We start from the raw sequence: 12,882 nt of genomic DNA, 5'->3' as shown, positions 1-12,882 counted from the left end.
GAAGCTAGTGTCACAGACCTAGATTCATTCGTAGAGGAACGTGGCAACCTAAATGTCGGCTTTATTAAGGCAGATATAGAGGGTTTTGGTTTAGCTGCCCTGCGCGGTATGGAGCGGACAATTCGCAAGTTCCGCCCCGTGTTGTCTCTGTCTATCTACCATAACCCCGAGGAGTTCTTTGAAATGGTGCCACTGTTAGCGGAGTTTGTGAAAGACCTAAACTATAAGATAACCATAGAAAAACATCATTTTTCGCCAAATGGTGCTGCTGGTGAAACATCACTATTTGCTTATCCTCGTGAGTTAGATTGACTTTTTCGCCGTCCTGCGTAATAATTGCGTAATGGATACCATTATGGCACCGCTTACGCCTGCGCAACCCGCAGCTGTCATAGTTCTGCGCCTGTCAGGTGATGTGTTGCCATTGCTAAAATACCTTTCCCTGTCTGCGAGCAGGCTCACCCCTAGAAAGGCAACACGTGCAACTTTCGTGTCCAGCTATAACCCACTAATTACAGATGATGTGCTTGTTGTCTATTACAAAGCCCCTAACTCTTACACTGGAGAAGACGTGCTTGAAGTTTCATTTCATGGCAACCCGCTAATAGTGAACACCGCGATGATGGACTTCACGAACGCTGGCGTTAGGGTGGCAGAGGCGGGAGAATTCACAAGACGGGCATACCTGAACGGCAAGTTGACACTCACACAGGCTGAGGGAGTTAATTCAATAATCCGTGCGACAACTGATGTGGGGGTAAAGGCGGCAGGGCGTGTGCTATATGGAGAGCTGGACACTATCTTTCACGATATTCGCACCAGTTTAATTGATAGCCTTGCTGAGGTTGAGGCTGTGATAGATTTTTCTGAAGAACTAGACACCCCTAAACACATTGAGTTGCTCGCCCGCGTAGAAGCTGTGAAAGAGCGGTTGATAGGGCTGCTTGATAGCTACGATGGATTGAAACGTGCCGTGAATGGTGTCCGCGTGGTGATAGCTGGCGCACCTAACGCTGGTAAGTCCACGTTGTTTAACAAGCTGCTCGGCAAACAACGTGCCATAGTATCAGATGAGGCAGGGACGACACGGGACGTGTTGTCAGAGGCTATAAATATTCAAGGGCTTGCCCTGTCGCTATCAGACACCGCAGGGCTTCGTCAGAGTGAGTCTGCCGCCGAGAGAGAGGGGGTGCGCCGCGCTGCTGATGAGGTCGTAGCCGCAGACCTGACGTTAATCTTAATAGACTTAAACGTTCAAAATGTTTCCCGTGAAACATTAGAGTTAGTAGAAAACTCCAAAGCTAAAGTTATCGTTGGGACGAAAGCCGACCTTGAGCGGAAGTCGCCATATAAAACGGATGTTGATATATCGGCTGATGACGCGGGTTCTCTTAATAAACTAAAAGAGTTGTTAGTTTCACGTGCTCGCCTGCTCTTGCCGCCCGATGACACCCTGCCTGCATTGCTTGCCGATAGCCAGCGGGTGGAATGTCAGCTTGCATTAGAGGAGCTAGGGGGTATCAACGAATACATCTCGCTTGATAAGCAGGCGTTTCATCTGCGCAGTGCTGTTGGTGCGTTAGATAGAACAGTCAGTGCAAACGTTGCTGAAGAGACGCTAGATAAATTATTTTCTAAGTTTTGTATTGGGAAGTAGGGGTATTGACAATATATAAAGAGGGACTAAATTGATAGTGTAAGAGAGGGGGTGTTTTTATGATGTTTAATTTTAAGAGGGCGTCGCTAATCTTACCTACATTATTGTTATTGGTGGCTTGTGCTAATGTTGAACAACCTGAATCAGCGGCAGTTTCCAAGCCTCCCGTTCCAGTAGCTGAACCAGCACTGAGTCCTGTTCCAGCAACTGTAAAGACCAATAGCTATACCGTTGAAGAGGGGAAAAGTCTGTCGCTGATAGCGAGGGACAAATATTCTGATGTGCGCTTATGGGCACTTATCTACTGGGCAAATCAAGATTCTATCAAGAACCCTGATTTAATATACCCAGCTCAAAAGTTTGACATACCAGAAAATGTGTCTAGTGAGCGCAAGGCTGAGGCTATCAAGTATTATCGCGCAAATCGTGCACGCAGATAGTGAGCTGAGTTTGATATAGGGTTGAGCTTAATATAAAGAGGGGGCAAGTTCCCCCTCTTTTATGTTAACAAAGTTTTTCCTGTTGCGCTTATAACGGCGTCTGATGTCACCAGCATTAAACGTAGTGTCCGCTATTGGCAATAAGGTTCTTTACGCGCTAGATACAAGCCTCAACATCATAAAGGAATATGTATATTAGTTCAATCCTAATAGCCAGCAACACCTTTGCAAAAATGCTTTTGCTACTACCATTTGTCCCAGCCAAAAGGTAAAGTGTTTTTAGCATACTGCACAATTGTCCTTATGGTTCTATATACCTTGAAATTCCATATAGTATTCTTCTTCATTTATCTTGGTAAAAGAAACATATCTGTTGCCATATCTATCTAGGTTAGCAAGGCTTATTGGTTTTCCAAGTGGAACATTCAGTTTACGTCTAAAATATTCGCCGAACTCGCTGTTGTTGTTTGACGTGTGTATGGCTTTATCATTTTGTTGTGCCACTGCACATACAAAAGGAATTCCATCATCAGTCAACACAGAAAAATGTTCACCACGTGGCGGGAAAAAACCTGACCTTGCTATATTGCTTGGTATTGGTATATATGCTTGGTTAGGTTCTCGCCCATCTCGTTGTCCCCAGTTTAAGCCTGCATGGTTATGTATTTTGCCAGTTCTTTCTGAAAATAGAGGAAGTTTTACCATTTCGCCATTCGTCTTTGTTGCTTCATGTTCTACTTCAGGTATTTCATAAGTCTTCGTGCCAGCCTCTACCACAAGGTCTGTCACTTCAGGGCAAGTGCAATAAGAAGAATGTGCTATTTTGGAGTTGTAATATTCAAAAGCTTCTTCAGGATTGCATTCGGTGGCAACTTCATCTTGTAGTTGCCTAAAAGCATTAAGAGTATAATTAGCTGATGTAAGAAAAGCAATTTCTGGCTTACCATTATTTAGCCACGTGTATAGTTTTGTATGTATAGGTGCTGAATTCTGTTCTATGTATGAGCACACAAAATCAGGTCTGTTTTCTGCAAGTTTCACAAAGTTTTTGTGATGTGGCTTTGATATGCCAGACAACGGGGTCATTCCGATTATAAGGTTTATCTTTAAGGTGTCTCTGTCAAAAGTTTCTTCTACGGCTGATAAATGGTGTACTGCCATAGCAGGGGTAGCAAATCCAGACACCACACAAAGCTCATCAAAGTGTTCAGCTGGGTGCAGTAAAATTTCATTAAAAAGGTCTTTCTTTAGTATTATAGAGGACATTAAATCTTAGCCTCTATAGTTTCGTATGCATTACCCTCAATGCTATTCAATAGAGCTTCAAAGACGATTTTTATCCCACTGGGTGGAACTGCCATACCTATTTGTTTTCTAACACTTTCTTTTGAGCCAAGAAAAATAAAGTTATCAGTAAACGTTTGAAGACGAGCACGTTCACGATTTGTCAATGCACGGTTTTCCTTAAAATGGTAAACATGTGTCCCACCTCCACCACTTCCAGTAATTGTGTAAGCTGGTTCGTTAGCCTTTAACCGTTTGTATATTTGGCTTATTTTAACGCCCCCTATATTCAGCTGCAGATGTGGTGGCAATTTTGCTGTAAAAGCATTTTCGCCCTCCTTTATGTGCTTTAAACGTTCAACTACGACAGGCGATTGAGCGGTCAATTCATTATTAGCCACATCGTTAGGAATATTTTTCAATGCTGTTTCAACAGAATTATCCACTGTTGAGAATGACTTATAGGACGGCACAGCAAACTTTATGGGCACATCGTTTCGTATGCCAACAATTATTACCCTGTGGCGTTTTTGCGGCACCCCATAATTCTCAAAGCAATATAAATTAGGGTATATTTCATAACCCGCAGAACGAAAAGCTTTTAATATGCGACTAAAAGCCTCACCATCATTAGCATTCCTCAAACCACTAACATTTTCAGCAACAAAGTATTTCGGCTTAAAAACATTTAACGCTTTTACACAATACTCATACAATGCACCAAATGTCCCATGAAGTCCTCTCTGCTCCCCTACACAACTAAAGTCATTACAGGGGAAACCAAAGGTCAAACAATCAACCTCCCCATATTTTTTTAGTAATTTCTCAAAATCTAATTTGCGGATATCCTCACATATCACGTCTTTGGGCTTTATATTCTCCCTGTATGTAGCGCAAGCGTCTTTATCGTAGTCTGTTGCCCAGATATGTTCTATGCTAATACCATCGACACTAGCCAAAGAAGCCCCAAGCCCGATGCCACCAGCTCCACAAAAAAGCTCTGCCAATCTAATTTTTTTATCCATAAATATTTATCCCCATTGGAATTATTGCATTATAAGCCATAATATCGGACACTGTCAAGAATTTATTAGTAAAAGCATAGCAAATGCTCATACCTCACACATCACTTAATATATTAGCCTATAATCTACAAGAAATATCCTGTTTTTGCTAGCTCAATTTAGAGTAGTGCGCTATAGTTTCACGATAATATAAAAATTCAAGGAGGGTGCTATGGAAACAGCGAATATTATGACACTACACGAGAAACTAGTGACGATAGTTAGGAGTGGTGAACTTAAGGCAGAGGGCGGGTTTGAAGAGGCAATGGCACAGTCTAAAACTGTTCCTTTTAGCTCCAAGCGTAACAAAGAGTGCTAAAAAGTATTTTGGAGCTGAGTTCCTGAAAAATAGCAGTTTTAATTAATTCAAATACATTGATTGTTCCTTGTCTTTATCTAATTTTTGTTATAACATAGTCATTGAGTATATGGGGGAGGGGGGTGACTTATGGGAACGAAAGCTGTAAAGATTATGGAAACTGTTTTAAGGGACGGGCATCAATCGCTGTTGGCTACCCGTATGAGGCTGTCCGATATGCTGCCTGTGCTGGAAGCCATGGATGAGGTCGGCTACGATGCTATTGAGGCGTGGGGCGGGGCAACATTTGACACGTGTATGCGTTTTCTGAATGAAGACCCATGGGAGCGTCTGCGGACTCTGAAGAGGCATCTTAAGAAAACACCTATACAAATGCTCTTGCGCGGGCAGAACATACTGGGTTATAGCCACTACGCCGATGACGTGGTGCGTGAGTTTGTGCTACGCTCGGTGGAGAACGGGGTTAGTCGCATACGCATATTTGATGCACTGAACGATGTGCGCAATATGGAAAGCTCATTCAAGGCGGCTCAAGAGGCTAAAGCGCACATACAGGGCGCACTGGTCTATACGATTAGCCCATATCATAAAGTCTCTGATTATGTGCAGCTGGCGAAGAAGCTTGCCGATATGGGGTCGCACTCCATAGCCATTAAAGATATGTCGGGTTTGATTTCGCCATATACGGCTTACGAGCTAGTAAAGGCATTGAAAGAAAATGTGAAACTTCCTATACAGATGCACTCTCACTGCACCAGTGGCATGGCATCAATGGCGTATCTAAAGGCGGTTGAGGCAGGGGCTGATATTGTGGACACTGCACTTTCGCCATTTGCGGAGTCTACGTCTCAGCCTGCCACAGAATCGCTTGTTGCGGTGTTAAAGGGCAATGAGCGCGACACTGGGCTGGATAGTGATAAGTTGAACAAACTAGCTGACCATTTCCGCGTTGTGAAGAAAGATTTAATCAAAGCATTTGAGCTAAATGCGGCGATAGATATAGACCCTAAAGTATTGTCATTCCAACTACCGGGTGGGATGCTCTCTAACCTGCTAAATCAGATGAAACAGCAGGGTGCTGAGGATAAATACCCAGAATTGCTTGCTGAGATGCCGCGTGTGCGAGCAGATTTGGGCTATCCGCCGCTCGTGACTCCTACCAGCCAAATGGTTGGCACAATGGCTACGTTTAATGTAATGTTTGGTCGCTATACCACTATACCAGAGCCGATTAAGGATATGGTGCGCGGCAAATACGGCAGACTGCCCGGACCTATATCAGACGAGATAAGGCATAAGATTATCGGCGATGATAAAGTTATAGACTATCGTCCAGCGAACGATATAAAGCCGCAGTTTGAAAATTTAAAGAAAGAGCTTGCGGACAAGGGCTATCCAAATGCGCCTATTGAAGACGTTTTGAGCTATGCGGTGTTCCCTGATGTGGCACTCACGTTCTTTGCTAATCGCGCGAAGTAGGGGGAATATTTGAATCCGCAGGAGCAGTTAGAGCTTATAGAGCGTGGAATAGATGAGCTTATAAGTCGTGAGGAGCTTTTAGAACGGTTAAAGACTGGTGAACCGCTCACTATAAAGGCGGGTTTTGACCCGACTGCCCCAGATTTACATTTGGGGCATACGGTTTTGTTGCAGAAGATGCGTCAGTTCCAGCAGTGCGGGCATAAGGTAGTTTTCCTTATAGGCGATTTTACAGGTATGGTAGGCGACCCTAGTGGCAAGTCTGACACGCGCAAGGCACTTACCCGTGAAGAGGTGCTGGAGAACGCAGAAACGTATAAACAACAAGTATTCAAGGTGCTTGACCCAGACGAAACGATTATTGGCTTTAATAGTGAATGGCTTATTGCGCTTGGCAGTGTTGGCATGTTAGAGTTATCGGCTAAATACACTGTGGCGCGTATGCTTGAACGAGATGACTTTGAGAGACGCTATCGTGAGAACCGCCCGATTAGCATTCACGAGTTTATGTATCCGCTACTGCAGGGCTATGACTCAGTTGCGCTCAAATGCGATGTGGAGCTTGGCGGTAGCGACCAGAAGTTTAACTTGCTAGTTGGGCGTGAGCTACAACGCTCTTATGGATTGCGTGGGCAGAATGTGCTGACTATGCCACTACTTGTAGGGCTGGATGGCATTCATAAGATGAGCAAATCGCTGAATAACTATGTGGGGATAAACGAACCTGCGGGGGACATGTTCGGCAAGCTGATGTCTATCAATGATGGTTTGATGTGGAACTACTATACCCTGCTGAGCGATAAATCTGTAGCGGAAATTGCTAAGCTAAAGGCTGATGTGGTTAGCGGTGTGGCACACCCAATGGCGGCTAAAAAGGAGCTTGCTGTTGAGTTAGTGTCGCGCTATCACGGGGCGGGTGCGGGGCAGACGGCACGTGATGAGTTTGAGCGCGTATTCTCTAAACGGGAAAATCCAGAGGATATGCAAGTTTATGACTACAAGGCGGACACCGCGTTGATAGATATTATCACAGCATTGAACTTTGCCCCTAGTCGCAACGAGGCGCGCCGAATAGCTGAGCAAGGCGGTGTGTCGCTAGACGGGGAACGTATAACGGATATTTTAACATATAAAGTCAACAAGCCTGATGCGGTGTTGAAGGTAGGCAAGCGGAAGTTTGCCAAGCTCAAACTAATGAACTAATGAACGAGGTGAATAAATGGCTATAATAAAAGCGTTCAAACCTATCCACTATGATTTGGAAAAGGTGTTATTAAATGAGGTTATTGCACCTCCTTACGATGTAATATCTCCTGCGGAGCGTGAAACGTTGTTGCAACGCTCCCCGCACAATGTAGTAAGTATTGACCTACCAGTGGGCGGGACTGATAAATATGAACGTGCAGCAGAAACATTTAATAAGTGGCTTGCTGAGAGCGTGCTTATGCAGGAATCTGCTGACAAGTTCTATATCTATGAGCAAGAGTTCAGCTATAATGGCAAGAGCTATGTGCGCACTGGGCTGTTGGGATTATTAAAACTAGAAAATTTCGGCAAAGGCTCTGTATATCCGCACGAAAAAACGTTGTCTGCCCCTAAGCAAGATAGGCTAGAGTTAATGAGGGCTACGCAGGCTAATTTTAGCCCAATCTTTGGACTATACCTAGATGAAAAGAATATTATTTATCGCTATAAGCAGGGGTTGCCAAATGTTAGCACGGTTGACTATGAAAATATAAAACATTCCTTGTGGGCTATAGACGAGACTGCGAATTTAGCAGAACTACAGACCTTTATGGCAGATAAATCAATATACATAGCCGATGGACACCACCGCTATGAAACGGCTCTTACGTATAGAGATGAGATGAGGGACAAAGACGGTTCCCAGACCGATATGCCCTATGACTATATAATGATGTTCTTTGTGAACTTTTATGACCCGGGTCTGTTGGTGTTGCCGACCCATAGGGTGGTAGATTTGCAAAATGGGATAACCCCTGACAGTCTAGTCAATGCGCTGAAGACAGATTTTGACGTGAAATTGTGCAACAAGGAGGACTATTTGCCCACTACGGGACAGATATTGATAAGGGCTAATGGGATTACGCATATATTGACTGCTAAAAAGGCACTAATAGACACTTTTCCTCAGCCATACCGTGCAGTGGACACCTATACGCTGGAGCACGGCATACTGAAAAAGCACCTCATGTTCTCCGATGCGCAACTGCTAGCTAAACAGGGACTACATTTTTATCAAGAACTAGAGGATGTTTATAGCGAAACTGACAGCAGCAGCGGCGCAAAGGTTGGCTTTGTGTTGGCGGGACTACCCGCAGAGACCATAAAAGAGGTATCGGAGAATGGACTTGTTATGCCACAGAAGTCTACCTATTTTTATCCGAAACCAGTCACTGGACTAGCGTTTAATTTGTTGAAATAAAAATGTTTCACGGGAAACAAAAGGAATAATAGTTGAAACTTTCTGAAATTATATACTTGTATGATGCGGGTAGCCATAAAGTCCTAAACCTTTTCGGTGTAAGTGTGGACATCAAAAACAAGTTATTGATGAGCGGGCTTGTTCGTTTATGCGAGTGGTATAAGACACATAGGCGCAGAAAACGGCGCGACTGGTCGCTTATGAATATAGCGGTAGCAGACGACCCCGTATTTGATGACTGGAGAACCTCTTTTGCTAGTATAGCTAAGTCAGATGCTTACGACATGTTAGTTGCGGGTATGGATAGTGGCAGTGTAGATACGGTTGACAGGGTTTTGCGGGGTGTCCGTCTTGCCATAGACGACCCTGCCTGTGAGCTTGTATTGGATATCTATCCCGATGAGGAGAAGGAATGGCGTAGGCAGATGCAACAGATGAAAGAGGGCGTATCTAATATGAACGACTATTTTGTTTGCGGACGTTACAAATTTCCTTCCGTTCCAGAGCTTAGCTATCACGATGGCAAACCGCAAGACACTTTAATGAGGCTAGCTGAAATCCGCACTAAAAATATACTAGATGTAGGTGCATTCATAGGCGATTCTGCTGTGGTGTTGGCACAATATACCGATAAACAGTTATATGCCTTTGAGCCTACCAGTGGCAACTATTCCCAACTACTCAAGACTATCCAACTAAACGGCACTAAAAATATCGTCCCTGTCAAACTTGCGCTCGGCGACAGCGAGGGGGAGGCAGCAATGTCTGTGAACTTGGGGATGAGTAGCCTTGTGATGAGCTATAAGAATAGAGGTTCAGAGCAGATTAAGTGTGACACACTAGATAACTTTGCTAAACGTGAGGGGCTAGGCGAGGTAGGGCTGATTAAGATTGATATTGAGGGCTTTGAGCAAAACTTTTTAGCTGGTGCACGGGGGCTTATCTGCAGAGACAAGCCCGTTCTCTTTATCAGTATATATCATAATCCGAGTGATTTTTTTCATATTAAGCCGATGCTTGAAAGTTGGGGATTGGGGTATAAATTTAGAATAGTCCAAATACCGCACGAATCATTCTATGTTGAGATATTGCTTATAGCAGAGTAAATGCTAGCTAACTATGAATATATCCATTCTTTTTGTTTCTGATAATAATTTCGCCGTCCAGCTATCCTGTGCGCTAGGCTCAGTTGTGCGGCACGCGTCTCCGCAAAACAGCTATAGGGTTTATGTGATTGACGTGGGGTTGACAGAGGCTAGCAGGATAGCGTTGCATGCTATTACTGACGGTCGCACAGATATTTCGCTTGATTTTATTAGCGATGCCGCTGTTGTTGCGGAATATAAGGATAGACTGGGGAGTGTCTATGCTGGCAGATACCCGTTGTCAGCATTTTATCGGGTTTTTGCTCCACAGATATTCCCAGATTTAGATAAACTGCTTTATCTGGACTGCGATATTATCGTCAGGCGGGACGTTGCAGAGTTGTTTAACACAGCTCTTGGAGATAACGAGCTTGGAGGCGCACGCGACCTCTGGATAAGTTCTTTGCCTGACAGCCATCCGCTGTCGGGCTATTTTCGCAAACTAGGGGTGTCTAAATGTGACTATGTCAATTCTGGTGTTTTGTTGATGAACCTTGCCCGTATGCGCAAGGGCAATTTTATTGACAGAGTTGTAGGGATATTGCGAGATGTAAAGCAACTGCACTTTGCTGATAACGACTTGCTAAATATCTGCTGTAAGGGGCGTATTGCCTATATATCATCAGCGTGGAATACCATTATGACAAGCAAGTTTTATAGGCTGACTGGCTGTCAGCCTATTGTTGATAAAGATGTTGCAATATTTCACTATGCGGGTGCTCCACAGTGTCGCCCGTGGAATGTGTTTAGCGGAGTTGCGCGGCTATTTACAGCGTGTAGTGGCTTTTTGTATTTTTATCCATATCTTGCCCGCTCCCCATTGAAAGGGCAATTAAATGTTAGCTTTTGGAGCAAAGCGTTTAATTCTGCGAAACTTGTCATTTTCTGCCTTGTGCGCGGACTAGGTATTCATATAGGCAGAGATATGCTGATGGGGATGCGTTTCTTTAAGGCATTGCAACAACTTTATTATGTTTCTAGTGTGAAAGGATGGAATTATAGTCAGCTGTCCGTGCCGTTCAAGCGGCTATTAAAGCTAGTCTTGCCCCCATATTGTTTCCGCCTGCCTATACACAAGCTAGAGATACATCTAGCCGAGCATTGCAATCTAGGCTGCTATAGTTGTTCGCACTTTTCGCAGTTAGCGGAGGCGGAATTTGCGAATATTGACAGTTTCATACATGATATGGAGCGTATGCGGGAGTTAACTAGCCGTTATAAACGAGGGATTGACGTCATACACCTAATGGGGGGCGAGCCGCTATTGCACCCCGATATTATCCCATTTTTCAGAGTGGCGCGAGAGAACTTCCCGCAGACTGATATTAAACTAGTGACAAATGGTTTGTTGTTGTTGCAACAAAAGGCGGAGTTCTGGGAGGCTATAAAGCGGTATAATATTAAAGTTTCCCCTACAAAATATCCTGTCGTAGATTGGCAACGGGTAGATGAGTATGCGGCAAGTTTTGACTGCAAGTTGGACTACTTCCAAAATATCGTTGTCAAGTTTTCCCAGCAATATCCGCTGGATTTGCAAGGCAGTGGCGATGTTAAGCTCAACTATGCAAAGTGTTTTATGGCGAATGCTTGCCTAATGTTGCGAGATGGCAAACTTGCTACATGTAGCGTTATCTTAAATATTCATCATTTCAATAAGCACTTTGGAGAGCACGTGCCGCTCACCAGTAATGATTATGTAGATATACACGAAGTGGCGAATATAGATGAGGTTATAAACTTTTTAGCATCGCCGGTGCCGATGTGCAGGTATTGCGGTGTGGACGGACGCAGAACTGTTGGTGAATGGAGACACACAGAAAAAACGATAGGGGAGTATATTACATTTTCCTCTTGAAAAATTGTTAAAAATGTGCTACTATCCACAAATATTTTAGAGGATTTGTCAGAGACTTATCTAAGGAGCAGATATGGACAACATACCGATTACCAGAGAGGGTCATGCTAGGCTGAAAGCAGAGCTGGAACGCCTTAAAAATGTTGATAGGAAGAAAGTTATAGAGGAGATTGCCGATGCACGCAGTCAGGGCGACCTCAGCGAGAATGCCGAGTATGATGCCGCCAAAGAAAAACAGGGGATAATAGAGGCGCGCATATCGGAGCTTGACAGCAAGATGTCACGTTTTGAGGTGATAGATGTATCTGACCTGAAAGGCGACAAGGTCATATTTGGTGCTACGGTAAGTCTTGAAAATGTGGACACCAATGAGCGCAAGCTATATACGATAGTTGGTCCTGACGAGGCTGATATTACCAAAGGCAAGGTGTCTGTGATGTCTCCCCTTGCTAAGGCGATACTATCAAAGAAGACTGGTGATAATGCAGTAGTGCCTGCGCCGGGTGGCGAGATAGAGTATGAGATAATGGAGGTTAAGTTCGCATAGCGTATGGGCAATATATTTAACGCTCCTAATGTGATAACGCTATGCAGATTAGTAGGGATACCTATATACCTTGCACTGATGTATGCGGGTTTCCCATATTCAAACTTGCTTGCTACGATATTGTGGACGTTGTTTGCGCTAACTGACTTGTTGGACGGCTGGCTTGCCCGTAAGTATAAACTTGTTACTAATTTCGGTAAGATAATAGACCCCGTTGCTGATAAGATTTATGTAGCGGCTGCTATGATAGCACTAGTGGATATGCACAAGTTAGCCGTTTATGTGCCTATTTTAATGTTGTTTAGAGATTTTGCTGTGGGAGCTTTGAGAGATTTAGCGGCGTCTAAAGGTGTGATAATAGCGGCGGATAAGTGGGGCAAGTTTAAGACGTTGCTACAGAATATTGCGATTGGCTTTATAATATTTTATGACAGTCTTGTTATATATCCGTTTAAGATGTTTGATATATATTCAGCGGGCAGTTCAGGTGGGTTTTATGTGCCAGCATTTATTACGGGAACGGTGTTAATCCATGTAGCATTAGTAGCATCGCTGTTCTCAGGGTTTAATTATTTTAGGCGGTATTTTAAGTTGCTTGGATGATAGAGTTAAGGTTTAGACGAGCGGGAGTGTAAGGATACCATCC

At 44.0% G+C, this 12,882-nt stretch carries 13 protein-coding genes; 11 read left to right on the top strand and 2 right to left on the bottom strand.

Features of this window, described 5'->3' with window-relative positions:
* The 3 genes from AC1MDJ_RS01445 to AC1MDJ_RS01435 form a co-directional block, all read left to right on the top strand.
* Window positions 1-312, top strand: a 312-nt coding sequence (locus tag AC1MDJ_RS01445) for an FkbM family methyltransferase (RefSeq protein ID WP_479689178.1), incomplete at its 5' end; no start/stop codon positions are given.
* Between the two features lie 31 nt (window positions 313-343).
* Window positions 344-1,657, top strand: a complete 1,314-nt coding sequence (gene mnmE, locus AC1MDJ_RS01440; protein ID WP_479689177.1) for a tRNA uridine-5-carboxymethylaminomethyl(34) synthesis GTPase MnmE — start codon at window positions 344-346, stop codon at window positions 1,655-1,657.
* A 59-nt stretch (window positions 1,658-1,716) separates the two neighbouring features.
* Complete coding sequence (locus tag AC1MDJ_RS01435) at window positions 1,717-2,097, top strand: LysM peptidoglycan-binding domain-containing protein (RefSeq protein WP_479689176.1); 381 nt, start codon at window positions 1,717-1,719, stop codon at window positions 2,095-2,097.
* A 309-nt stretch (window positions 2,098-2,406) separates the two neighbouring features.
* Here AC1MDJ_RS01435 and AC1MDJ_RS01430 read toward each other — a convergent pair whose 3' ends face one another.
* Complete coding sequence (locus AC1MDJ_RS01430; protein WP_479689175.1) at window positions 2,407-3,363, bottom strand: restriction endonuclease PLD domain-containing protein; 957 nt, start codon at window positions 3,361-3,363, stop codon at window positions 2,407-2,409.
* On the bottom strand, window positions 3,363-4,406 hold the full coding sequence (locus AC1MDJ_RS01425) for a DNA cytosine methyltransferase (RefSeq protein WP_479689174.1): 1,044 nt from the start codon (window positions 4,404-4,406) through the stop codon (window positions 3,363-3,365). Before AC1MDJ_RS01425 ends, AC1MDJ_RS01430 begins: the two co-directional genes overlap by 1 nt.
* Window positions 4,407-4,617: 211 nt before the next feature.
* Here AC1MDJ_RS01425 and AC1MDJ_RS01420 point away from each other — a divergent pair, with 211 nt between their 5' ends.
* From AC1MDJ_RS01420 to pgsA, 8 genes are all read left to right on the top strand, one after another.
* A complete protein-coding gene (locus AC1MDJ_RS01420) occupies window positions 4,618-4,764 on the top strand; it encodes a hypothetical protein (protein WP_479689173.1) in 147 nt (48 codons plus the stop codon).
* A 129-nt stretch (window positions 4,765-4,893) separates the two neighbouring features.
* The gene (locus AC1MDJ_RS01415; RefSeq protein WP_479689172.1) at window positions 4,894-6,243 is read left to right on the top strand and encodes a pyruvate carboxylase subunit B; all 1,350 of its coding nucleotides are present in this window, start codon (window positions 4,894-4,896) and stop codon (window positions 6,241-6,243) included.
* 9 nt (window positions 6,244-6,252) lie between these two features.
* Entirely contained in the window at window positions 6,253-7,446 is a 1,194-nt protein-coding gene (tyrS, locus tag AC1MDJ_RS01410) for a tyrosine--tRNA ligase (protein ID WP_479689171.1), read from the top strand.
* 16 nt (window positions 7,447-7,462) lie between these two features.
* Window positions 7,463-8,689 carry a DUF1015 domain-containing protein gene (locus AC1MDJ_RS01405; RefSeq protein ID WP_479689170.1) on the top strand — a complete coding sequence of 409 codons (1,227 nt, stop codon included), beginning with the start codon at window positions 7,463-7,465 and terminating at the stop codon, window positions 8,687-8,689.
* A 32-nt stretch (window positions 8,690-8,721) separates the two neighbouring features.
* Window positions 8,722-9,795: an FkbM family methyltransferase gene (locus AC1MDJ_RS01400; RefSeq protein WP_479689169.1), complete on the top strand. Its 1,074-nt coding sequence runs from the start codon at window positions 8,722-8,724 to the stop codon at window positions 9,793-9,795.
* A gap of 13 nt (window positions 9,796-9,808) precedes the next feature.
* A complete protein-coding gene (locus AC1MDJ_RS01395; protein WP_479689168.1) occupies window positions 9,809-11,689 on the top strand; it encodes a glycosyltransferase in 1,881 nt (626 codons plus the stop codon).
* Window positions 11,690-11,762: 73 nt separating this feature from the next.
* Window positions 11,763-12,236: a transcription elongation factor GreA gene (gene greA / locus AC1MDJ_RS01390; RefSeq protein WP_479689167.1), complete on the top strand. Its 474-nt coding sequence runs from the start codon at window positions 11,763-11,765 to the stop codon at window positions 12,234-12,236.
* 3 nt (window positions 12,237-12,239) lie between these two features.
* Window positions 12,240-12,839, top strand: coding sequence for a CDP-diacylglycerol--glycerol-3-phosphate 3-phosphatidyltransferase (gene pgsA / locus AC1MDJ_RS01385; protein WP_479689166.1), 600 nt, complete (start codon window positions 12,240-12,242; stop codon window positions 12,837-12,839).
* The last annotated feature ends 43 nt before the right edge of the window (window positions 12,840-12,882 follow it).

The sequence above is a fragment of the Candidatus Termitispirillum reticulitermitis genome, from assembly GCF_054655775.1.
This window is presented reverse-complemented; position numbering and strand designations above follow the sequence as displayed.

What these genes read in the sequence shown, in the direction of transcription:
- AC1MDJ_RS01435 (WP_479689176.1), top strand. Translation starts at nt 1,717, where the DNA reads ATGATGTTTAATTTTAAGAGGGCGTCGCTAATCTTACCTACATTATTG.
- AC1MDJ_RS01425 (WP_479689174.1), bottom strand. Translation starts at nt 4,406, where the DNA reads ATGGATAAAAAAATTAGATTGGCAGAGCTTTTTTGTGGAGCTGGTGGC.
- pgsA (WP_479689166.1), top strand. Translation starts at nt 12,240, where the DNA reads ATGGGCAATATATTTAACGCTCCTAATGTGATAACGCTATGCAGATTA.
- AC1MDJ_RS01395 (WP_479689168.1), top strand. Translation starts at nt 9,809, where the DNA reads ATGAATATATCCATTCTTTTTGTTTCTGATAATAATTTCGCCGTCCAG.
- AC1MDJ_RS01405 (WP_479689170.1), top strand. Translation starts at nt 7,463, where the DNA reads ATGGCTATAATAAAAGCGTTCAAACCTATCCACTATGATTTGGAAAAG.
- AC1MDJ_RS01420 (WP_479689173.1), top strand. Translation starts at nt 4,618, where the DNA reads ATGGAAACAGCGAATATTATGACACTACACGAGAAACTAGTGACGATA.
- AC1MDJ_RS01430 (WP_479689175.1), bottom strand. Translation starts at nt 3,363, where the DNA reads ATGTCCTCTATAATACTAAAGAAAGACCTTTTTAATGAAATTTTACTG.
- mnmE (WP_479689177.1), top strand. Translation starts at nt 344, where the DNA reads ATGGATACCATTATGGCACCGCTTACGCCTGCGCAACCCGCAGCTGTC.
- AC1MDJ_RS01415 (WP_479689172.1), top strand. Translation starts at nt 4,894, where the DNA reads ATGGGAACGAAAGCTGTAAAGATTATGGAAACTGTTTTAAGGGACGGG.
- greA (WP_479689167.1), top strand. Translation starts at nt 11,763, where the DNA reads ATGGACAACATACCGATTACCAGAGAGGGTCATGCTAGGCTGAAAGCA.